This window comes from Microcoleus sp. Pol12B4 (assembly GCF_036701385.1).
GTDB lineage: Bacteria > Cyanobacteriota > Cyanobacteriia > Cyanobacteriales > Microcoleaceae > Microcoleus.
On record NZ_JAUBQR010000105.1, the window covers coordinates 1 to 21,691 of the forward strand.

A 21,691-nucleotide genomic window follows, 5' to 3' on the forward strand; every position below is an offset into this window, starting at 1 on the left:
AGAATCGCAGTCAGCTTATGATAAAGCCATAGAATTAAAGCCGGAATACTTGGAAGCTTGGACGGGACGCGGTTATGCTTTGGAGAAGTTGCAACAGTCTCAAGAGGCGATCGCCTCTTTTGATAACGCTTTGAAAATCCAGCCCGACTATGCCTCCGCCTGGGAAGGCAGAGGCGATGTTCTGTTAGATTCGCAGCGGTACGAAGAAGCGATCGCCTCCTACGAAAAAGCTGTACAGTTTCAGCCCAATTTGTACGGTGCTTGGTACAATCGGGGACAAGCTTATCAAAAATTAAAACAGTACGATCGAGCCGTTGAATCCTATCAAAAAGCAGTTGAAATCAAATTTGATAATTATGAAGCTTGGTATAACTTAGGCAATGTTTTTCTAGAATCAAACAAAAACCAAGAAGCTTTTGAAGCCTACGAAAAAGCCGTGCGATTTCAGCCAAATTTTTATCAAGGGTGGTACAGTAAAGGTATCGCTTTGCTTAAAATGCGGAGGCATGGAGAAGCGGTAGAAGCTTACGAAAAAGCTGTCAAATTAAAACCTGATTATTATCAAGCCTGGTACAATTTAGGTTGGTCGTACCACGAATTACGCAGGTACGAACAAGCAATTGAGTGTTACAGCAGAGCCTTAGATTTAAACCCGAAAGAATATCAAGCGTGGTACAATAGAGGAAATGCTCAGTCCAATTTAAAGCGGTACGAAGATGCGCTAGTCTCTTACAATGAAGCTGTCTATGTCAAGCCTGACTACTCGGAAGCCTGGTACAGCCGCGGCAATGCACTGGTGGCGGTAAAAAGATACGAAGATGCGATCGCCTCCTATGACAAAGCAATTCGCTACAAACCGGATTACGGAGCGGCAATGGAAGCAAAAAAACGGGCCGAAAGTCAGCTAGGAAGCAGCCCGCTAGAATCCCAACAACAACAATAATTGTTATTAGTCCGCTTAGGCGGACTTTGTTTGACAAGAAGCAATTTCAATTGCCAAGTTTTATCTTTTAGCGAACAGCGGGAGCAATTACGGTAACTCGGCGACTGTCTACTAACATCGGCCAAAAACCTCGATCGCTCAATGCTTTTACCGCAGCAGTAGCGGCGTTTTGATCCGTTGTATAAGCGACGAATAAAAAGGGACGCTGGCCGTAGGAAGCTAAGCCTACTTGCGTGCCTAATGCTTCCCTGACTTGGGCGCTTAATTCCGGTTGGTTGAAGTAATCTACTAACACTGCATAACCAGGGCCCAGGGGTTGGGGATTGAAGGCAAGATTGCCGGTTGAAGGATTGGTGATTGGTTCAGAACCTGGTGCTGGCTGAGGGTTGTAGACTGGCAAATTTTGGGGTAGTGCCGCTGCGGGCGATCGTACTACGTAAGCTTGCAATCCGACAACATCTTCGATGTATTTAACCCAATCGCTGGCGATTTGCGAGTCGCGAAAGCCACCAACTCGCGTCACCGTGTCGCTGATGTACCGACAAACTGTGTTGTTAGTATTTCCAGGGAAAGAGCGCTTTGCTCTTTCTTGCTGTTCGGGTGTTCTGGTGACAATTAACAGTAGATATTCATCGGGCTGGGGCGGTTGGCAGCTCGACTGAGCCTTAACAGAACTCGATAAAATTGTCAATACCAAAAAGGCGATCGAAGTAGCAGAAAATAGGGGTAGAGACAAAATAAATTTGTACAGTTTACCCCTAATTGTTGTTAGTTGTTTTGTCGGATATTTTGCTATTTTGTTCATGCTGTCTGTAGGGATGCAAGGGCATCGGGAATAGTTGGTGAGGGTGCTTGAAATTCACCTGTCAGTACATATTCTAATCGCAGTTTCAACCAGGTGATGAAGACTGGATCGGTAGAAATAATAGCGGCGGCTGGCTGAGGGCATTTTGCTTTAACTTCTGCCATTGTCGGTGCTTCTAGGAAAGCAGGCTGCTTGACTAGCCAGAAGTCTATTTGTTTTTCTTGTTCGTTGTAGTTGCGAGTTCTTTCTTTAAACACTTCATCTAGGGCTTCTTCTTCTAGCAAAAAGCGTTGGCTGGCTAAAACGTAGTAGTAGGTTTGCATTTTTCTCGATTGTTAGAGGTTGACGTTAGCGGTTAATGTCGCCTGTATCGGCCAGTTTTGCTGGTCAGGCGAGGGTTTGCCGAGTTGCGGCAGTTGGAGAGTTCTAGACTCTTGTGCCGTTTACTTTACCTTATTTGCTGTCATCTTGGGTAGATGCAGAGCAAGTCGCCTCAGAAAAATCTTTGGTGGTGAGTGTTGGGGGAGTTGTGAGAGTTGCCAGAGTTGCTGGTTATTTGGGGATTTGGGCGATTATTTTTCGGGCTGGTGATTTTCGGGAAAATTTAGGTAACAATCGGAAATTAGATGAAATTGCAGGTTGAATAATTACCAATTATTGAGACAATCTGGGGCTGTTAAACCTGATTAGTAGTGGTTTGCATATGAAAATACTTCAGACAGTTTTTGATTGCCAACCTTAAAATAAAGCTTTCATGACGATTGGGCGATCGAGCTGCCTGCGTGAAAATCAATGGTTTGTAAATACTACCTAAAAAGTGTCCTGGCTATTGTATTAAAAATGTAAAATGTGTGGATTGATTTCCTCCCGCCGGAATAGCGATCACCCCGCTGTCACTTGCCCCGTTCCCCCAAAAGCGATCGCCCTCCGCCCCTGCTCTAATAAGCTCAACAAATTAGCTAAATTTGTTGCCCACGTACTGCAACCAAAGGCTAAACTTATCTAAGTTTTACCATCAAATTTTCTCCCCGTTCATGAACATCGCTTATTTAGTCAACCAATATCCCAAAGTCAGCCACAGCTTTGTCCGCAGAGAAGTGCTAGCCGTTGAAAATTGCGGCATGAAAGTCGCACGTTTTTCGATCCGATCCTGTGAGTCAGAACTCGTTGATGGGGCCGACAAACTAGAGCAAGAATTGACTAAAGTAATCTTAGGAGTTGGCGTACAGGGCTTAGCGTGGGGTTTGCTTGGCGTTGCCGCAACTAGACCCATTCGATTCATCGAAGCTGTGCGGTTAATGTTCAAAGTTGGCTGGCACTCGGAACGGGGAATTTTGCTGCATCTAGCTTATTTAGCAGAAGCTTGCATTCTTTTAAATTGGTTTGCAGAATCCGGTACAGCACACGTTCACGCTCACTTCGGGACCAATTCCACAACAGTCGCAATGCTGTGCCGCGTGCTTGGCGGCCCGACTTACAGTTTCACCGTTCACGGCCCTGAAGAATTTGATAAAGCGACTCTTCTTTCCTTAGACGAAAAAATTAAGCGCTCGACCTTTGTAGCGGCAGTTAGTTCCTTCGGTAAAAGTCAGCTTTTTCGGTGGTGCGATCGCACTTTTTGGTCAAAAATTCACGTCATACACTGCGGCGTAGATGCTGCATTTTTAGCTGCACCCTACGTCCCCATACCCGCAGCACCACGCTTAGCTTGCATTGGCCGGCTCAGCGAACAAAAAGGTCATTTGTTATTGCTAGAAGCTGCTAACTTGCTAGCAGTTCAAGGCTTAGAGTTTAAGTTGGTACTCGTAGGAGACGGGCCGCTGCGATCGGATATTGAAAAGCAGATTCTGCAACTCGGCCTGCAAAATCATATAGAAATTACCGGCTGGGCCAATGGCGATCGAGTTCAGCAAGAGATTTTAGCTTCACGGGCAATGGTATTGCCGAGCTTTGCTGAAGGTTTGCCCGTCGTAATTATGGAAGCCCTCGCTCTCAATCGGCCCGTAATTAGCACTTATGTTGCTGGCATCCCCGAGCTCGTAGAACCCGGTGTTTGCGGTTGGTTAGTTCCTCCCGGTTCCGCAGAAGCATTAGCCGTAGCGATGCGCGCGGTATTGGAAGCACCTTTAGAAAAGCTAGAACAAATGGGGAAAACAGGAGCCGAGAGAGTTGCTCAACAACACAATGTTGATTTAGAGGCAAAAAAATTAGTCGCGCTGTTTGAAAGTGCTATTAAGCCGTGATTAAAAAAGTAGTAAGGCTATGCTGTTTCCCTACCCCACAATAATCATTAGCCCCCCTCGAATGTAACCATCACCCAATTAATTTTCGGGAAACGATCAGGCGCCGTGTCGTGACTGTGGGTAATATTAATTCCCATGCCACCGGATTTGATATAAAAAGGGCGGGCAAGATGCTTGTTCCACAAAAAAATTCATTCTTTGTGGAACAGGCATCTTGCCTGTTCCTTTAATTAAAACAACCTACTTACAAACTTTTTAAGGAATAGGAACAGACCGCACCAACTTGTCAACAATCGCCTTAGCCCTCTTTCCGCCTGCCGGAATCAACCTGTGAGAAAGTACGTGCGGTGCCAAATATTTCACATCATCAGGAGTCCCATAATCCCGGCCTTCCATAAACGCCAAAGCCTGCAACGCCCGGTGCAAAGCCACCGCACCCCGGGGACTCACCCCCAGAGTAATCTCCTCATCCTCCCGCGTCGCTCGCACCAAATCTACAATATACTGTTTCAAAGAGCCTTCCACCTTCACACCAGCGCACAAACGGCGCAATTCCTGCACTTCTTCCAAAGAAATACAAGGCTGCAAATCTTCAACAGCAAAACTATCAGAAAGCCGTTCCAACATTTGCAACTCTTCCAAAGCAGCGGGATAGCCCAATGTCAAAGACAAAGTAAACCGATCCATCTGGGCTTCCGGCAGTGGAAAAGTGCCTTGATATTCGATCGGGTTCTGAGTCGCAATCACAAAAAACGGCGCGGGAACATTTCGAGAAACTCCATCTACTGTCACCTGCTTTTCTTCCATCACTTCCAGCAAAGCTGACTGAGTTCGCGGCGTCGCTCGATTGATTTCATCGGCAAGCAAAACATTAGCAAAAACTGGCCCTGGCAAAAACTCAAACTCTCCGCTGCGCGGATTCCAAATATTAGTACCGGTGATATCCGTCGGTAACAAATCGGGAGTGCACTGAATCCGCTGAAACTTACCATCGATCGATCGCGCCAAAGACTTCGCCAGCAGCGTTTTTCCCACACCAGGCACATCTTCCAGCAGCGCGTGTCCGCCAGAAAGCACTGCTACCAGCACCAAGCGAATAGCATCAGCTTTGCCAACAATAGTCTTGCCTAGATTTTGTTTGAGCCGTTCAATATGTTGTCTCATATCCCTGATTGCTAATTGCTAATTGCTAATTGTGGATCAAACATCAAATTGCCAAAATCTTGAGTCTTTGCCTTGTGGACTTCTGATTTGTACAACTAGAATTTAGTCTGACTCATCTTGCACCATTTTTAAATGCGATCGCCCGTTCTAGATCACATAATTATTAGACTTTAGCAGTTAAGAGGCTTCTAGCAATATCGCAATCTGTCTGAATTTGAGTTTTGAGAGCATCCAGAGAAGCGAATTTTTGTTCGGGTCGCAAAAACTCTACCAAACTCGCGCTCAAGGTTTTACCGTACAAATCCCCAGACCAATCTAACAGGTGAACTTCCACAGTGGGTTGCAGGCCGTCTACCGTCGGGCGGCAACCAACATTCACCACCCCATTGACAAAAGATAGATTTGATGGTGTGCCGGGAATTAGAGATTTGGGATTTTCCCACCGATAGGAAGAACTTTCCTCTTTCATCTTTTCCCATCCATGCTTCAGCGAGACTCGCACCGCGTACACGCCAAAACGTGGCAAAAATTTTTCCGGCGGCAGTTCGATATTAGCAGTGGGAAATCCGATCGTCCTACCCAGCCGCTGTCCCCCAACCACAGTCCCGACTAAACTGTAAGGTCGCCCCAGCAACTGATTCGCTCTTGTGAGATCGCCGGATGCCAGACCTTCGCGGATTCCTGAACTGCTGATCCGATCGCCCTCACCGCAATTGTGGAGGGGTGCAAGAGCAACATCAATACCGTAACCGGCGGCTATCGACTGCAAATCCACAGCCGTCCCAGCGCGTCCCCGTCCAAACCGAAAATCAACCCCCACACTAATTCGACTCGCTTTTAGTTGCCGCACCAAAATTTCCTCGACAAACTCACAAGCAGTCAAGGCCGCCAATTCTCGATCGAACGGCAGCAGCACAAGTTGCTCGACGCCCATTGCTGCGAGCAATTCTACCTTTTCTGCCAGAGGCGTCAGCAGTTTTTTCGGTTGACCCGTAAAAAATTCTTGGGGGTGGGGATCGAATGTCACCACAGTGCTGTAAAGTCGATCGACCCCATCAGAATCGCGACCAGAGAGGCTGTTGCCCTCTGCCCTGGGGCCTATCAAACCCTCGAAATTATGGCTGGTGCCAGCTCGATCGGACGGTGCTGCTGAGTCATTTTCGCCGATCGCCGGATATTCCCTTGGCAAATTTTGATCGGTGTCAACGTTTGAGCGCGTGTTTTGCCCCGACGCAAAAACCGTCGCAGAATTTGGTCCAGGCGATCGATTTAAAATTGGCTGCACGACTTGTCGATGCCCTAGGTGCAAACCATCAAAGTTTCCCAAGGCAACAGAAGTTGGAGTTAGAGCAGCGGTACAAGAAGAAGTTACCCACACGCTTAAAATTTTGACATACTTAGTCAGATTGCGATCACCAGTCGATGTTAGATTTTAGATTTTAGATTTTAGAATTGACTCCACAGATAAATCTGCAAGTTTGAACTTTGGTCTAAACATTTGGGTTTTCCACGACAGGAGTACGTGGCACGGTATCCGTCTTGGAGTGAGGTCAGCCCTCGCTTAAATTTCAGATTTCACTGATTGATCGAGATTTCAGAACCATTTGACAAGCTCAAATCCCTCAGACAGACACTTGAGGCGCTTGCACCGACGCTTCCGACAAATCGCTATCAGGAGGCAGCAATTGTAACGACAAACCTTCCCGCGCCATCAAGCTATTCGGGAACCTTTGAGCCACTTGTTCTCCCACCCTGTCTAAAAACTCGTCATTGTGCAGCGGGTCGTGGTGAAAAATCACCAATTTTTTGACATTAGCAGCCTTTGCCACCTTCACCGCTTCCTGCCAAGTCGAATGTCCCCAGCCGACCTTGCTGCTCTTCTCGGCATAATACTCCTCATCGGTATAAGTAGCGTCGTAGATCAGCACCTCAGCATCCTGAGCCAAATGCAGCACATTTTCGTCTAAACGATCGGGAAAATGTTCGGTATCAGTCACGTAAGCAGCCGCATACCCCCGCCAGTTGACGCGGTAGCCTATAGCTTCCCCGGGATGGTTCAACAAAGCAGTTTCCACCTTAATCTCTCCGAGTTCCAGCGGTTTGCCCACTTCTATATCGTTAAATTTCAGGTCTGCCCCCATAATTTGTAGGGGTACCGGAAAATTGGGGTGCAGCATCTGGTCGTGGAGGCGCTGCTGGATAGTAGCCTTATTAGGAGCAATAGCCCCATAGATGTGAAAGCAGTTCCCAGGAATAAAAGCTGGGACAAAAAATGGGAATCCTTGAATGTGATCCCAGTGAGAGTGAGTAAAAAACATATGAGCTTTTACGGGCATCTGGGACAGGAGAGTTTGTCCCAAAACCCGCAATCCAGTACCACCATCGAAAATTAGGCGACTGTCACCCACTCGCATTTCTACACAGGGCGTGTTGCCCCCGTAACGTACTGTTTCTGCCCCGGGAGACGCTATGCTACCTCTAACGCCCCAGAAGTGAACCGTGAATTGGTTTTGCATACTAGACATTGGTTTTCTTGCAAGATTGTTCCGGCGAGTTATCGGTAAGTTGTTTACATATTACTAAGGGCTTTACCATCAAACCCAAGTTTTTTGACGGTCGAGTTCCCCACTTGTTGGAAGTGCCAAGAGTCTCGCTCATCGCGAGAATGCAAAACTGTTGGGCTTGACAACTGAGCAATAAATTACGAGGTAGACTCATCAAGTCTCGATCGTAACTATTCTTTTCCTCTCTCCACTAGCCTAACCTTCGCAGACACACTTTGGGACCGCAGTTCTGTATGAGTTTGGTCAAAAGCTGCTGTTTTTCCAGCCTCCGCACTTGCCGAACACGATCGCGCGGTCGGTTTTTTCCCTTGCTGCTTTACGGGTTGGAACCTAGATGATGGCTTTCCTGCTATCTAGTCCGGTCGATCAACCATAATATGCAGGTGTCGGGGCTGTTTGGCGCCGATATCTGGCTGATATTGCCCATCGGGCGTGAACACGCCTCTACAAGAATGACGGTTAGTTTATCAGACTTGAGATGCTCTCGCCATTTAACCCCTGCCCATGAGCATCAGGGAGTCCTTTTTACCAGAACCCGGTTTAATTAACTCAACTCCCATTAATTCAAAAATCTTAGCAGTTTAGGAATGCTTCTGCTATTAATTATCAACCAATACTGTCTGGATTCTCGACCCGCCCAGAGGCTGCGGTTTGTCCAGCTAGCGGTCAAGCTGAACCCAGCCTCATCTGACACCGGGGTAGCAGCGAGAGTCCGGGCCTGGGGGCAAAAGGCTAAGTTTTCGTCGTGCATTTCTTGGCGGACGAATCGAATCACTCAAAATTCACCTATTTTTGGAAAATAAAAAATTTCGATTTTTTGCCATCATGCCAACTCCGAGCGCCATTCTGTCTCAAGAGTGATGCAGAAATATTCCCTGTTAACCTGTGGTGCTTTTCTCAACAATCTTCAATAGCTCTATTTTGGGTAATGATTTCTCGGAATTCCGCGCAGTTGCGGTACTCGTCACGGGTTTGAATTTCGGGTATCATAGAGTCTTAGACTCTTGTTTACCGAGAATCTAAATCAGTGCTAAAAAAGGCTGGATAACTTTAAGTTATTTTTCAAAAAACTCAGTATGAATCAAGTTAAAAAAACTACAGCCAAGCTGAATAGATCGCCTGTGAAAGTGTCCGATCGTACTTTGGAACTAGGTAATCTCCCCTTGAGCGACCTGTCTTTAGAAATAACTGATGGCCAAGCTTTGAGGGAATTTAGTTCGGACGATCATCGTCCGCCGGGAACCCCAACAGCCACAGGCAGGACTGCAGAAACAAGGCGTAGGAGGGCAGATGGTAAGACCTCCTGGACCCGATCGCCTGTGGTTTCTACTGCTCTTCTCAAGTGGCTGCTAGAGCATTGGACTCGATCGAAAGGTTGGCTGGCAGTTGTCACCCTGGCAGCAGTTTGGGGGTGGTGGAACAGTCAGTTACTTTTTTCCACCGGCCTGGGGATAGCAGCGATGATGCTGGTTTACCGAGGGCAGTCGTGGGACTGGCAATTGCTGCGATCAAAAGGCGAGCAATTTTGGGAGAGCCCGAACCGCCGGTTCGTTTTAGCCGTGGGTACGGGGGGGATTGCTACCTTGGGGGCTTACATGAGTTTGGCGATTTGGGCCGACTCCGAGAGCCACTGGATGGCTTTGAGCGTGATTTTGCAGAATTTGGGCACGATCGCAATTGCAGGGCTGTTGCTGCGGCAAGGGTTGAGTCGGAGGGCCGCAAAAGATGAAGTGGCGCTCGATCGCATCTTGGCGGATTTGACTGATGCTGACCCCGTGAAGCGTTTGATTGCAGTGCGACAAATGACCGATTTGGTGAATAAGGGTGGGTTTGGTCCTGTAAGTTCAGTCAAAAGTTCGATCGCCCGTTCCCGCGCTGCGGAGTGCTTTCGGCTGATGCTGAGTCGGGAACCAGAAGCTTTAGTCCGCAATGCCCTTCTCGAAGGTTTGCAGACTTGGGATGCTACTTATGGCATGGCTTTAAAATCCAAACATCAAGTCATCGACTATTAGCTGACCGTCAAAAGCGTAAAAAGTAATTTTATGAATATTCCGAGCTTTTACGCGCAGGGGAGCCCTAGGGGCGATCGGAGAATTAGACCCGACCAGATTGGGCGCCGGCATTTCATCCTGAACAATTGGGTTGCCGTCAATGTCACAAGCAGATAAAACAGTTCGTCGCGAACTGGTGACAAGTCCTGACACCCAGCGAACTGGATACTTAAAAGTTACTTCTATCAGTCCGCTTTTGGGGGCCCCCATTAACACTGTTGCTCCAGAACCCGTGAAAAAGGCTGGGTTTGAAGGTTGGATGGCTACGGCATTGCTAAAAGTCACCCCCCAATGTGCAAACTGGTGTTCTACTACTTCAAAGCATTTCAAGTCTTCTAAAGCTACGCGGACGATCGCAGGTACTGTTGTGGCGCGCGATCGCATCTCTGACCCTGCGCCTGAGCGTTCTGGAGTGGCGACAAAAGACTTTTTGTCGTTTAAATCTATGCTTCGACAGGCTGTGTCAAATTCTGCAAACCCGTCAGATTGAAGACTTTTTGCATCAACCATAAAACCCTCGCGATCCCGTTTTCTGAGCAGTTGCATTTTAGTAGACCTCCCTGAGATTAGTTGTTTCTTCTGTTTTGGAATTCATAACGGCGAGGCCAGTGATTGCCAAACCTACAATTAGGAATCGAAACCCCATTGCCCGCCCTCCAACAAAGACTTTCGACCTCAAAAGCCACTGCTCCGCAAAATATCGTGATTCATGATTTGTGATTGGCCAGGGTCGGCCAACCTGCCGCCTGCCTGAAAGCGAGTTCTAATAGTCCTCTGTTCCGAGCGCCTGCTTTCGGGGTTGGCGAACAGACTCTATTTTGGTGAGGGGTCTTACCCATCATTTTGCTATTATCTCCGATCGGCGGTAGTTTGCAAGGGTAAGGAGAACTACACAGCCGAATTGCCCAAATCGCAAAACTTACTTGCTGTCTGTAGTTTCACGCTTCACCTGTACTAAAATAGATTTAAATCATTACTCAATCTTTACAAAAACGCCACCAGCTTTGCAAGTTTTTTAAACAAAGACGGGGCGATGGAAAAGAATCTAAAATATAACAGCGATTGAGGTTAGTTTATGCTTGTACCCCTCGGCTTCGGTCAGCGATCAATAGTTACTTCTCTCGGCAGAATGGTTTACTACACTGCTGAAAAAATGCCTTGGATGGGGTTGCCGACCTCAACTTCGGAAAATCAACCAAACTTAGTATTTTTTCACGGTTTTGGTGGCGGGTCGAGTGCCTATGAATGGTCGAAAGTTTATCCGGCTTTTGCGACAGAATATCGAATTTTAGCACCTGATTTAATCGGTTGGGGGCGATCGGAACATCCGGCAAGAAATTATCAGGTAGGAGATTATATCACAACGTTGATCGAATTTATCGAAAAAACTTGTGGCAGTCCGACAGAGGTGATTGCTTCTTCGCTAACAGGGGCGATCGCGATTCGAGCTGCCATCGCACGGCCGGATCTCTTCAAATCCCTAATTTTGACCATACCCAGCGGTTTGTCGGACTTCGGACAAGATTACGGCAGCAGTTTCTTCGCTAAGCTAGTCAACACGCCGATTTTAGATCGCTTGCTCTACAGTACCGGAATCGCCACAGACGGCGGCATCCGTAGCTTCCTAGAACAACGTCAATTTGCCGATTCCCGCCGCGTTTACCAAGAAATTGTTGATGCTTACCTCGCATCTGCTTTGGAACCAAATGCAGAATATGCCGCCCTGTCTTTTGTGCGGGGAGATTTGTGCTTTGATTTGTCGCTGTACATCACTCAGCTAACAACGCCGACAGCGATTATTTGGGGAGAAAAATCGCAGTTTACCGGGCCCGATATCGGCCAGCGGTTGGCCAACCTCAACCCCGAAGCAATCAAAGTTTTTCAACCTTTGGAAAACGTAGGTTTGACTCCGCAGTTAGAAATTCCCGCTGTTACGATTGGCTTAATTCGGCAATACTTAAAATTGCTTTCCGAAGGGTGAAGAAGTTCGGCAACGGATTTTTTAACGGATGCAAACTTATGTCACGGATATAGGTTCCAGGTTCGAGGGAAGAAGGAAGATTAATGCCCCACTACCCATAGATGTCAACTTAATCCTAAAGACCGCTGTATCTCTCGTTTATATCCAAGTCTAGATCCCCCTAAATCCCCCTTAATAAGGGGGACTTTGACAATAATCTTGTCCCCCCCTTTCTTAAGAGCGACTAGCGGGGATCTAGACTCTGCTAGAAGCGAGATTTATCATGAATTTTAGTCTGAATTTGACACCAATAACCACTGACAACTGTCAACTGTGAACTGACAACTGACTACTAATTATTCTTTGACTCGCACGTCGATAACGCTGGCGTTGAAAATGTACTTGTTGCCTTCAAGCTCTAGCGTAGTACCAATTTTGACTTTCGTATTACCTAAAACCGGGCCATTTTCAGTAAGTTGACCTTTTCCCTCTAAGGTAAACATCATATTTTTGCTGAAGGCTTCTTCTTCTCTGGGATCGGGGAGAGCTTTCAGAGTGCCGTTGGGCTGAGGAACTGCTAGGGTTCTGGTGAGAGTTTTGACAGATTTGATGGTAATCTGACCGGAGGGTTGATTGCGGATTACCACATTGATTTTATCGCCTGGTTTGAACAAATCTTGAACGTTTGTTCCTTTGAGACCGATCGCAATTGCATCAATTTCTACAGCTTTGACACTGGTGCCGACTTGGGCGACGGAACCGCCAGAAGTGCCGGGAAAGAAGAAGATTCCGACTGCAACTAGCAGTACGATCAGAGCGGCAGCTACGTCTAGAATGCTGAGTTTGCCGAACAGCCGGCCTTGAGAATCCAAAATTTTCATAAATCGCCTATTATACTGATAGCGACAGGAGTATGTTTACAAGCTCAGGACTTACGCAGACATCGATGAAAAACAGATGCTGCTATTGCTGAGCTACCGCTGGCAATGACATACTTTATTGATGCGTAAGTCCTGAAGCTAAAAGATATTACCACAACGATAGCCCAAAATCCGCATGACTGGGGCACTTAACCCAGAAGGCAGTTAACGGCCGTTGGTTAGCCTTGACTGGATCGCCCAAAAGCTGGTGGCGCCGTTAAAAATTGACAAAAAGCTAGAATAGCAACTAAGCAGCCTCAAATTACGTCTGCCTATTTAGTGACTTTTCGAGTTTTTCCTACAATTTTATCTAACTTCTGGCACGTATCACTCATGTTAAAAAGTTTTTGGTTGACTTGCCGGCGTACTTGTGGTCGGGGGATTTATCTGTTTCTGTCCCTGATTGTGGCTGCGGGTATCGGGGTGGTTTCCCCGGAACCGACTCAAGCATTTTCTTTGCCTGAACTGATTTTTCGGGGCATTCAAGTTATTCAATTGTCGAATATGTCCGATCGACAAGAGGTGGCTATTGGCCAACAAATTAATCAGCAGTTAACGAACAGCGAGTTTAAGATTGACCGCGATCGGGACACTAGAGAATATATCAACCGCATCGGTCAACGACTCGCTCAAGAAAGCACTCGTCCGAATATTCCTTATACTTTTCAAGTCATTGACGACGACACGATTAATGCTTTTGCAACTATGGGCGGTTTTGTTTATGTGAATAAAGGCTTAATGGCAGCGGCGGACAATGAGGCAGAATTGGCAAGTGTGATCGCCCACGAAATAGCTCACATTAATGCTCGCCACGCGGTTAAACAAATGCGTCAAATGGCCATAGCTTCAGGTGTAGCTTCCGCCACAGGGCTCGATCGATCTCAGGCGGTTCAGATTGGGGTGGAACTGGCTTTGCGCCGTCCCCACAGCCGCCAAGCTGAGTATGAAGCCGATCAGTTGGGATTGCAAACTATGGGGCGAGCAGGCTACGCTCAATCTGGGATGGTTGATTTTATGAAAAAGTTGCTCAACAAGCCTTCTCCTCCTAGCATTTTGAGCACTCACCCGGCAACTGGCGATCGCATTGCTGCTATTTCGCAGGCTATAGATCCCGATCTTGCTAGTGGTGAAGGTTTGGATAATGAGGATTACAGGCTAGAAATCCGCAGGCTTTTAGGTTCGTAGCAAATGTAAATCAGTCAGGTACTCTCTTATTTTCTCTTCTCTTACTTCGCGATCTTCGCGTCTTCGCGGTTCGTTAAAAAATAAATCCAGTTACTAGGGTAAGTCAGCAGCAAGTTAATTTCGATTTCAGAGATCGGACTTAAGCTGACATACCCTACAACGAAAACTTGATTTAACACTGCTGTGGAACAACAGAATCGATCGCAGGTTTCGGGGGTGCAATCGGCTGCGGCTTCAATTGCCTGACAACTTCGTCAAACGGCAAAATTCGGACTTGATTGTTAAATACATTTACTTGATAAACTCTGCGGTAGCTGAGGTCAAATCCTGTCAGCCAGCCGCTTTTGGGATGATAAGCACCCGTGTCAATATCCAACCACCCTTCGCCCCTGACTAATTCGCCCGGTCTGACCCCATGAAAGGTAAAGGTGATCGTGTGACCGGTGATAATTAATTTATTGGGAAAATAGGGTTTCGACATGGTGTGAAATTCCCTGCGAATCCAACAAAGTTGTTCGATCGACTGTTCATCGATCGACAGATGGGGGTCAACGCCGGCGTGAACCAGCCAAATGTCCCCTAAGTCCAGATGCGTGGGGAGCGATCGCAGCCACTCTAAGTGTTTGTACGGCATCATGCCTGTATCTCTGTAGCTCGCTACTGTCGCATCGCCGCCACTGTAGAGCCAAGATTGCCACGCTCGCATATCCATCGGCGTCCCCGACAAAGCCTCCAGCATCAGTTGTTCGTGGTTGCCCAACAGAGTTTGGTAGGGGCTTTGCTGCACAAAATCTAATACCTGAGCGCTTTTGGGGCCACGATCGATTAAGTCTCCCAAAAAATAGACGCGATCGTTCGAGCTGGGGGCAAGTGCCTCTAGCAGGGTCATTAAGCCGTCGTAATGCCCGTGTACGTCCCCGATAACAATGCGCCGATGCTCCATTGTGTTTATCCGCTTCCCTGACTCAAAAGCCCCATCTCTAGCTTATAGCATCTGATTTTGCTGCTATTTGCTTCTCCTCTTTTACGGTGGAGGGGTGTCACCCATTATACTGCTTTGTATAAAGATTCTGTAAAGCTCGCCAGTACCTGTTTGCCTAGCTACTGATAAAAACAGAGGCAAGCTGTTAATTGTGCTTCTGCAACTGCTGTTAGTGAGGCAAAGCTGTGAGTTATTTCACGCTTTAGGGCGCATCAGCGATTAGGCGACGGATTAAGTCGAAAGTAATCCTAGCTGACACACCCTAAAATACGATCGAGCCTTAACGATTGTCACTGAGTCAAAGCTTTGAGGAATGTCTGGAGTTCTGCCAAAAAACCTTTCTTTTTTACAGGTTTGGCAGGTGTGGTGGAGTCAGGATCGTCGGTTCCGAAAGCTTTGGCTAAAATCCGCTCTAAATCGTCTCCGACTGGTTTTTGGGCGGTTTCAGAAATTAGTTCGTATTCGTCATTTGTTTCCAGCCACACTTGCCACGATTGAGGGTAGCAGCGGAATAAAGCAGCAGTGTCTAGGGGTCTGATATAGTAGCAGGATTCAATTTTGCTGAGGAATCGATCGCGCAATTGGCGGCCCGCATAGCCTATACCTATGGTGGCAACATCTTCCAGGCGCGGGTTGAGTAGAATTACTGGGCGACCGGCCGCAGCTATGTAAATTTTTTCGACTTGGGCAACTTCTACGGCTGCTGGATTGATCAAAAGGAAAAGTTGATCTTCCGCTGATATTTTATCTTCAACAGGGGTGCGACTGCTACCCAAATCAGTGACTTTAAACGGTGTTTCTCCCCAGTCACGGCGCGCGAGGGCTGCCGCACCAGTGTCGGGAAAAAAGACTTTTACTCCGGGGTAGATTTCCTCAAATTCTGGGAGGAATTGTAAGGTGATAGACTGTGCTTGCAGGGCGATTTCTGGAAATACTAATTCGACTTGCAGTAGATTTTTGCCGTCCGAGAGGGCAGCGGCGGTGGCAATGCGGGATTGGGCGATCGCCTCGTTTAGATCCTTCGGCAGTTCTGTCATTAATCTAATTATTTTTACTCGACTTCTCTCAATCTAATTTTACCTGAGATATTGCACCATTTTCAATTACCTGTTTAGGAACAGGCAAGATACCTGTTAAACAAGAAAATTCCCTTTTTCTGTAACAGGCATTTTGCCTGTTCTTGAGCATGGTGCAAGATGTAACTTTTATTGCATTAAGCAACAAAAGCTAACACCGATACGGGCGAACCGGAACCTCCCAAAAGACGCAATATTCCGATAACTAAAGTGATGTTAGCCGCAGGTAATAAGTCGAGATTTGCCAGATTTTCCAGCACTATTCGCTGCTTTTCCAATACCAATTTGTTAACCGTAAAACTTTCATCTCGCCCAGTATCGACTCCGTGGGTGTCGGTTCCAATGCCCGCGATAGACCGTTCTTCTAGCAAAAATTGAGTTGCTGCTTTGCCAAATCCGGGAAAGTGGCAAATTCCGCGCTCATCTCGGTTGAAAAATGCTCCCTGATTATCCCATTTTTCTTGCCAGCCAGTATACAATAAAACTAGATTTCCCGGTTCTATAAGTTTGTGGTGCAGTTCCCAAGCCAATATATCATCAATTGTTAAAGTGTAGTCGGGATTGGCAAGACTTTGCTGGCGGATGTCGATCGTAATTGCAGGGGAAACTAGCGACTGCGGTGAATAACTATCAATGCTGGCGCCTGCTGCATAAAAGCTATTGGGTGCGTTGATGTGAGTGGCGCTGTGTTCTCCCATTGAGAATTTTCGCAGGAAATACCCGTCTGTTTCTATTTGAGCTACTGGGGCAATTTCTGTCGCTGGATCTCCGGGCCAGATGGGAATGTTGGGATGAATTACATGGGTTAAGTCTATAATTTGGCTGTAGGCGATCGTTTTTAAGTTATTTGAGTGGAAGTTGTTTGTCATCAGGTTAAATATATCTATTATTTATTAACCACACTTGAGTTTTTGACCTTCTGCGATCTCAATATAAAATATAAAATATAAAATCTAAAATTCGATTAGTCGATCGAGCGTTGCTTCCATCACATCCTTGGTTTGCCCGGAAACAGTATACACCAAAGCTTCTCGATAAACTCTCCCGGCGGGGTGTAGCACACAGTTAGCAGCACCGCTAGAAACTGCAACCGCCGCGTGCCCGCAACGCACCGCTAAATCAATGGCTTGAGCTCGCAGCGCTAATTGTTCTGCTTTTGAGCTATGTTGAGATTGTGGGAACTTCTGTTTTAGCCGATCGAGCTTTTGCTCTAGTTTTTGGCAAGCCACCGTTATAAAAGGTGAATTCTTAGCAGCCACCGCTGCTGCAATTACATCCAATCCCGCTCGAATACAGCCAAAAGTACCGGGGACAAAATTCAGTATATTTTTGCTGTCGTTTTCCGAAATCCAGCCGACAGGTTTAAGTGAAATTATTTCCGATTCATGCAGCAACCAATTATCGAGAGTGGCTGTCACAGTATTAGTCGAGTTCATGGCAATTAACTGCATGATTTCGCTAAAAGCTATTTTCCCCGATTCGCGTTCAATATTGGCAAAAGGCACTAAACCGAAAACAGAGCTTTCGTCAGGAAGTACCGCCGCTACAATAAACTTTTGAAACAAGCCAAAACCTGTTACCCAAGGAACTTTTCCTGACAGTAAATAGCCCGATTTTGTGGGAGTTGCGGTGACGGCAGGATTGCCCGATCGCCTCAAATGCGAAAACCCAATACCCAAGCGTAACTCTTTTTGGGCGATCGCGGGCAAGTATCTGCTTTTTAGCATTTCATTGTCGCTGTTGGCAAGCATGGCAGTTGCGCTGTGGTGCTGAGTTTGCAGGAAAGACAAAGCGCCGGAATATCGAGCCGTCAATTCCTGATATTGGTAAAAAATCTCCGGTGCAATTTCGGCACCGCCCCATTTTTGGGGAACTCGCAATGCTAAGAGCGATCGATCTTCCAATTCAGCAACTGCGGTTTTCAGCGCTTCCGAGTCGGTGTCGATAATTTCCGCGTGAGGTGCAACGCACTTTTGTAGGTAAGTTTCTGTACTGTTGAGAATATCTTGGGAATCCATTTTTTATAATTATTTTATAGCAGAGGTAGGGACACGGCACTGCCGTGTCCCTACTACTCCGTCGCTCACGGGGTGTACTTAATAAACGTAGAATCTGCCTTATTTTTCTTCAAATTATTGTGGAGCGTGCCTAAAATTCCGCTCCCAAACTCACTCATTTCCACACTTTCCAAGGAGCCTTGCCTTCATCCCAAAGTTCGTTTAAATACTTGTATTCTCGAAAAGTATCCATCGCAAAGAAGAACCCATCATGACGGTAAGCCATCAATTGCCCGTCTGCGGCCAAACGCTGCATTGGCTCTTGTTCTAAAATACAATCATCTCCCCCCAAATACTCAAATACCCGGCGGTTAAATATCATATATCCAACACTGATCCAGCCGTCGATTTGAGGTTTTTCAGTAAATTGAACTACGCGGCTATCGCTGTCTACCTCCAAAATTCCAAAGCGAGAAATCGGGCGAAATGTAGTGACAGTTGCCAGCTTCCCGTGAGACTTGTGAAAATCCATCAAGGCGTCAATATCGACATCAGCTACTCCATCGCCGTATGTCACCATGAAATTCTCGCGATCGATATATTTTTCTATCCGTTTGACCCGGCCTCCTGTCATGCTTGCTGCGCCAGTTTCAGCCAGTGTCACCTTAAAATCTTGTTCGAGATGTTCCTCGTGATAAGTGATGATATTTTGGCGTCCCAGACAGATAGTAAAGTCATTGTTCATGGCTTCATAATTAAGGAAATATTCTTTAATCATGTTGCCGCGATAGCCCAAGCACACAATAAAGTTTTGGAAACCGTAGTGTGCATAGATTTTCATGATGTGCCAAATAATCGGATGCCCCCCCACCTCAACTAAGGGTTTGGGACGAAATTCTGTTTCTTCTCTGAGACGAGTACCGAGACCGCCGGCTAGGATAACTACTTGCATTTTGTCACATTTTTAAAGATGATAAATTAATTTATCATCAATCCTCAAGATTTTTTTCAAAGAATTATTAACATTTTCTCATAGTGAGTGAAGCTTTGTAAACCGCAGAAATCACGAACTCTTATAAATAATTCTAGGGTACGCGCGACCGCACCGTATATTTAAATGCTGCGCGCAATTTCTAACTAACAGTAGGGTGGGTACTGCGGACAGTATATTTGACTACAGCGCAATTTTTAACTTATTAAGAGTTGATTAATAAATAGACAAAAGAACAGCAAATACCTATTATAAATATAAGAAATAGATTCAACAGCAATGAAAAATCAACTCGATCGCCTAAAAAAGTTTTTAGGTATCCTCTGTGCGATCGCCTCAATAATTATATTATTCCAATCGGCTCTACCTGGTGTTTACGCCACGGTTGTTGCACCGAAAATCTCAACTATACCACAAACGACTGTAGCTTTTGTACCCAACATACCGGGCGGCGGATTAGACTTTCACGAATCAGTAGGAGGACACACTTTAGAGAGACACGTTGGTAAAACAGAAGCAGAACTAGCACAGCGACTCGCCAGCGAAACGAGAATTTCTGCCGCATCTTCCTTTACTGACCGTTCCGTCGCCGAAGCGGCTATTGCAGAAGCAATGAACAGAAATCAAAGTGCGATCGACTCCTGGGTGAAAAGTCGAGGCAATCGTTATACGATCGACTACAACGCCAACAGAATTATTGGTATTACTTTGCGTCGCCGCGCATCCAAAGCAACTTCAACATCTCGCCTGAGAATCGTCCTTCAGCGCAGCGCCAAATTACCTCCCGGATACTTTATTCTCACAGCCTATCCCCAATGATCAATCAATTTCCTCATTTAACCCAATTTTTCAGTTCATACTTTCACCAAGACTGGTCGTTAGAAGCTGACACTCCCAGCGATGTAGTGAACAACTACCGCAGCAGCGAACCGCCCGAAAGTGTTGAAGCTGCATCGCAAGAGCTCAGCCAATTGTTAGAAATTCCGATCGCCGCAGCCGATTTAGAAGCATTCATCCTCGATGAATTAGGGTGTTACTACGACCCCCAATCCGAAAATCAAACAGTCAGAGAATGGTTGGAATCCGTGCAAAAGTCTTTGACAAGTCCCAACTAAACTTTATATATTTGTAAGAATGCGGCTATATATTTGTAAGGACACGGTAGTGCCGTGTCCTACAAGTTATCCACAATTCAATAGGATAGCTAGCTCACTTGCTAACCGTCAATAAGTAGCCTTCGTGGACGTTGAAATTAGGGATAACATAAGCTAAGCTGCCGCTACTAACCGAAACTTGTTCTTCTTTAACGGTGACAAGCTTTTGCACTGCTCCTTCTTCATTGTTGGGAATCTTTTCTAATTTTAGAGTGATTTTCTGACCCCTTTGAATACCTAGCTGTTCCAAATTCCCGATGCTTAATGTTACCGTTGTTGCTGAGGAAAAATTGGGGTCGAAATAACCTAAAAGTATCTGTGCTTTACCTTCAAGATTTGACTTGCTGGCTAAAGCGACAAGGCGATTGTTATTTGACCAACTCCTCACCCGCGAATTAACTCCCTCAGCATAAGCTTTGTAAGTCCACCAAGCTGCTCTTGGCTCAAAAGTATTCGGCGTGACCATCCCACTCAGCGTATTGTTGAAGCAATTGCTAACTTTATTTGGCCCTTTACTCTCCCAACAAGCTCTGCAAGCACCGTCAGCTTTTGCATACTCTAAGTTATACAAATAACCTAAGATTTCCCCCGGCTGGTACTGCGCTAAGTTCCCGACAATTTCGTTGACGTAAATTTTTTGCAATTTCAGTTCCTTGTAAGAGGGACTTTGCTGAAAATTGCGTTTAGCCTCAATTACGTGATCGTCAACAAATAAAATCATCGTGTCGTTAAGTTCGTGCCACGATAGGAAGTTTACTTCAAGTTTGTTAGCCTTGCAGTAATCCAAAAAAGCGGCAAGATATTCTTTGCTGTAGCCGCCGAGGCTTGGCCCGCCAATCATTGCTGAGGGCCCCAATTCTTCCCGCAATATTTTGTAAGCTCTTTTGTAGGTTTCAAATAATTGTTCTCTGCTTCCATTCCAAAACGGATTTTTTAAATCGGGTTCATTCCATACATCCCAAATAATTTTCTTGCCTTTATTTTGCTGCGCTAACTGTCGGATGAATGCTTCCCACGCAGGGTAGTTTTGATAGGGCCAGCCATTGGGATTGCTACCGTAGCCCCACAAGTCGCTAACTACTAACTGAAACTCGGCTCCGCTAGCGATTACTCGATCGTAAATATCGAGTCTCCCCGCCCGCCAAAGTTTCGGCTGCAAGGGTTTTATCGAGCTATCCGGTGGTTTGGCAGTGTCGATTCCGTGCAGGATGCCACTCATGGAAATTGTACCGGTGGCTGGCTGTCCAAAATCTACTGTCACGTTCGATCGCAGTTGGGCGATCGCTCTTGGCTGTCCCAAATAGGCTATTAACAGAACAGTGACAATAACTAAACCAATTGGCAACAGTTTATTAATACGTGGGAACTTGAATGTAAGTTGCATATTTTTCTGTAGTTTATGTTTGGTGGAATGGGCATCTTGCCCGTTCCTAAGAATGCTGCAATAACTCAGTTTTAACGAACGGATGACAACACTTCAAAACCCTGTATTGATTCTATCACTTGTTGCCACGAACGCGAGTTAATCAGCTCGTTGGCATCGAATGTAACTCCTTTTTCCGCAGCAAAAATACCAAAGTTTTTCACCCAATCAAAGATAGTTTCTGTGGTAAAATAAGGTGTGCAAGCCCAAGCAGATTGCAAATTATTCACCAT

21 protein-coding genes and 1 pseudogene are annotated in these 21,691 nt (G+C 46.3%); 8 read left to right on the forward strand and 14 right to left on the reverse strand.

Going from position 1 to position 21,691, the window contains the following annotated elements:
• Positions 1–943, forward strand: a 943-nt coding sequence (locus tag QUA38_RS15645) for a tetratricopeptide repeat protein (RefSeq protein ID WP_333163208.1), incomplete at its 5' end; no start/stop codon positions are given.
• Between the two features lie 67 nt (positions 944–1,010).
• Here the strand turns inward: QUA38_RS15645 and QUA38_RS15650 are convergent.
• Complete coding sequence (locus tag QUA38_RS15650; protein ID WP_333163209.1) at positions 1,011–1,748, reverse strand: hypothetical protein; 738 nt, start codon at positions 1,746–1,748, stop codon at positions 1,011–1,013.
• Complete coding sequence (locus QUA38_RS15655) at positions 1,745–2,071, reverse strand: MgPME-cyclase complex family protein (RefSeq protein WP_172192102.1); 327 nt, start codon at positions 2,069–2,071, stop codon at positions 1,745–1,747. Before QUA38_RS15655 ends, QUA38_RS15650 begins: the two co-directional genes overlap by 4 nt.
• Before the next feature lie 113 nt (positions 2,072–2,184).
• Between QUA38_RS15655 and QUA38_RS15660 the strand changes: the two genes are divergently transcribed.
• Entirely contained in the window at positions 2,185–2,391 is a 207-nt protein-coding gene (locus tag QUA38_RS15660) for a hypothetical protein (RefSeq protein ID WP_333163211.1), read from the forward strand.
• Positions 2,392–2,782: 391 nt separating this feature from the next.
• Positions 2,783–3,991 carry a glycosyltransferase gene (locus QUA38_RS15665; RefSeq protein WP_333163213.1) on the forward strand — a complete coding sequence of 403 codons (1,209 nt, stop codon included), beginning with the start codon at positions 2,783–2,785 and terminating at the stop codon, positions 3,989–3,991.
• A gap of 255 nt (positions 3,992–4,246) precedes the next feature.
• On the opposite strand, the gene QUA38_RS15670 is transcribed toward QUA38_RS15665, so the two are convergent.
• The 3 genes from QUA38_RS15670 to QUA38_RS15680 form a co-directional block, all read right to left on the reverse strand.
• Positions 4,247–5,155 carry a MoxR family ATPase gene (locus tag QUA38_RS15670; protein WP_333163215.1) on the reverse strand — a complete coding sequence of 303 codons (909 nt, stop codon included), beginning with the start codon at positions 5,153–5,155 and terminating at the stop codon, positions 4,247–4,249.
• A gap of 163 nt (positions 5,156–5,318) precedes the next feature.
• Complete coding sequence (locus tag QUA38_RS15675) at positions 5,319–6,533, reverse strand: bifunctional riboflavin kinase/FAD synthetase (protein WP_333163217.1); 1,215 nt, start codon at positions 6,531–6,533, stop codon at positions 5,319–5,321.
• A 244-nt stretch (positions 6,534–6,777) separates the two neighbouring features.
• Entirely contained in the window at positions 6,778–7,680 is a 903-nt protein-coding gene (locus QUA38_RS15680) for an MBL fold metallo-hydrolase (protein ID WP_333163219.1), read from the reverse strand.
• 1,115 nt (positions 7,681–8,795) lie between these two features.
• Here QUA38_RS15680 and QUA38_RS15685 point away from each other — a divergent pair.
• A complete protein-coding gene (locus QUA38_RS15685) occupies positions 8,796–9,731 on the forward strand; it encodes a hypothetical protein (RefSeq protein ID WP_333163220.1) in 936 nt (311 codons plus the stop codon).
• Here QUA38_RS15685 and QUA38_RS15690 read toward each other — a convergent pair.
• Complete coding sequence (locus tag QUA38_RS15690) at positions 9,699–10,316, reverse strand: hypothetical protein (RefSeq protein WP_333163222.1); 618 nt, start codon at positions 10,314–10,316, stop codon at positions 9,699–9,701. The genes QUA38_RS15685 and QUA38_RS15690 overlap by 33 nt on opposite strands.
• Before the next feature lie 529 nt (positions 10,317–10,845).
• Here QUA38_RS15690 and QUA38_RS15695 point away from each other — a divergent pair.
• On the forward strand, positions 10,846–11,751 hold the full coding sequence (locus QUA38_RS15695) for an alpha/beta hydrolase (protein WP_333163224.1): 906 nt from the start codon (positions 10,846–10,848) through the stop codon (positions 11,749–11,751).
• A 335-nt stretch (positions 11,752–12,086) separates the two neighbouring features.
• On the opposite strand, the gene QUA38_RS15700 is transcribed toward QUA38_RS15695, so the two are convergent.
• On the reverse strand, positions 12,087–12,611 hold the full coding sequence (locus tag QUA38_RS15700; RefSeq protein ID WP_333163226.1) for a DUF4330 domain-containing protein: 525 nt from the start codon (positions 12,609–12,611) through the stop codon (positions 12,087–12,089).
• A gap of 372 nt (positions 12,612–12,983) precedes the next feature.
• On the opposite strand from QUA38_RS15700, the gene QUA38_RS15705 reads away from it, so the two are divergent.
• Complete coding sequence (locus tag QUA38_RS15705) at positions 12,984–13,835, forward strand: M48 family metallopeptidase (RefSeq protein WP_333163228.1); 852 nt, start codon at positions 12,984–12,986, stop codon at positions 13,833–13,835.
• Between the two features lie 172 nt (positions 13,836–14,007).
• On the opposite strand, the gene QUA38_RS15710 is transcribed toward QUA38_RS15705, so the two are convergent.
• From QUA38_RS15710 to rfbF, 5 genes are all read right to left on the reverse strand, one after another.
• A complete protein-coding gene (locus tag QUA38_RS15710; protein WP_333163230.1) occupies positions 14,008–14,778 on the reverse strand; it encodes a metallophosphoesterase family protein in 771 nt (256 codons plus the stop codon).
• Positions 14,779–15,107: 329 nt separating this feature from the next.
• A complete protein-coding gene (locus tag QUA38_RS15715) occupies positions 15,108–15,854 on the reverse strand; it encodes a DUF1995 family protein (protein ID WP_333163232.1) in 747 nt (248 codons plus the stop codon).
• Between the two features lie 176 nt (positions 15,855–16,030).
• Positions 16,031–16,762, reverse strand: coding sequence for a cyclase family protein (locus tag QUA38_RS15720; RefSeq protein ID WP_333163234.1), 732 nt, complete (start codon positions 16,760–16,762; stop codon positions 16,031–16,033).
• 84 nt (positions 16,763–16,846) lie between these two features.
• Positions 16,847–17,911 (reverse strand): acyl-CoA dehydrogenase family protein, encoded by a 1,065-nt coding sequence (locus QUA38_RS15725; protein WP_333163236.1) that lies wholly within the window; start codon positions 17,909–17,911, stop codon positions 16,847–16,849.
• A gap of 154 nt (positions 17,912–18,065) precedes the next feature.
• Positions 18,066–18,842 (reverse strand): glucose-1-phosphate cytidylyltransferase, encoded by a 777-nt coding sequence (gene rfbF / locus QUA38_RS15730; RefSeq protein WP_333163238.1) that lies wholly within the window; start codon positions 18,840–18,842, stop codon positions 18,066–18,068.
• Between the two features lie 318 nt (positions 18,843–19,160).
• Here rfbF and QUA38_RS15735 point away from each other — a divergent pair, with 318 nt between their 5' ends.
• Complete coding sequence (locus QUA38_RS15735) at positions 19,161–19,700, forward strand: RNase A-like domain-containing protein (RefSeq protein WP_333163240.1); 540 nt, start codon at positions 19,161–19,163, stop codon at positions 19,698–19,700.
• Complete coding sequence (locus QUA38_RS15740; RefSeq protein WP_333163242.1) at positions 19,697–19,996, forward strand: contact-dependent growth inhibition system immunity protein; 300 nt, start codon at positions 19,697–19,699, stop codon at positions 19,994–19,996. The genes QUA38_RS15735 and QUA38_RS15740 overlap by 4 nt, the downstream gene beginning before the upstream one ends.
• Positions 19,997–20,090: 94 nt before the next feature.
• Here the strand turns inward: QUA38_RS15740 and QUA38_RS15745 are convergent, their stop codons facing one another.
• Together QUA38_RS15745 and QUA38_RS15750 are read right to left on the reverse strand one after the other, a co-directional pair.
• Positions 20,091–21,419 carry a GH39 family glycosyl hydrolase gene (locus QUA38_RS15745; protein WP_333163244.1) on the reverse strand — a complete coding sequence of 443 codons (1,329 nt, stop codon included), beginning with the start codon at positions 21,417–21,419 and terminating at the stop codon, positions 20,091–20,093.
• Between the two features lie 71 nt (positions 21,420–21,490).
• Positions 21,491–21,691, reverse strand: a pseudogene (locus tag QUA38_RS15750) (hypothetical protein); the annotation flags it as partial.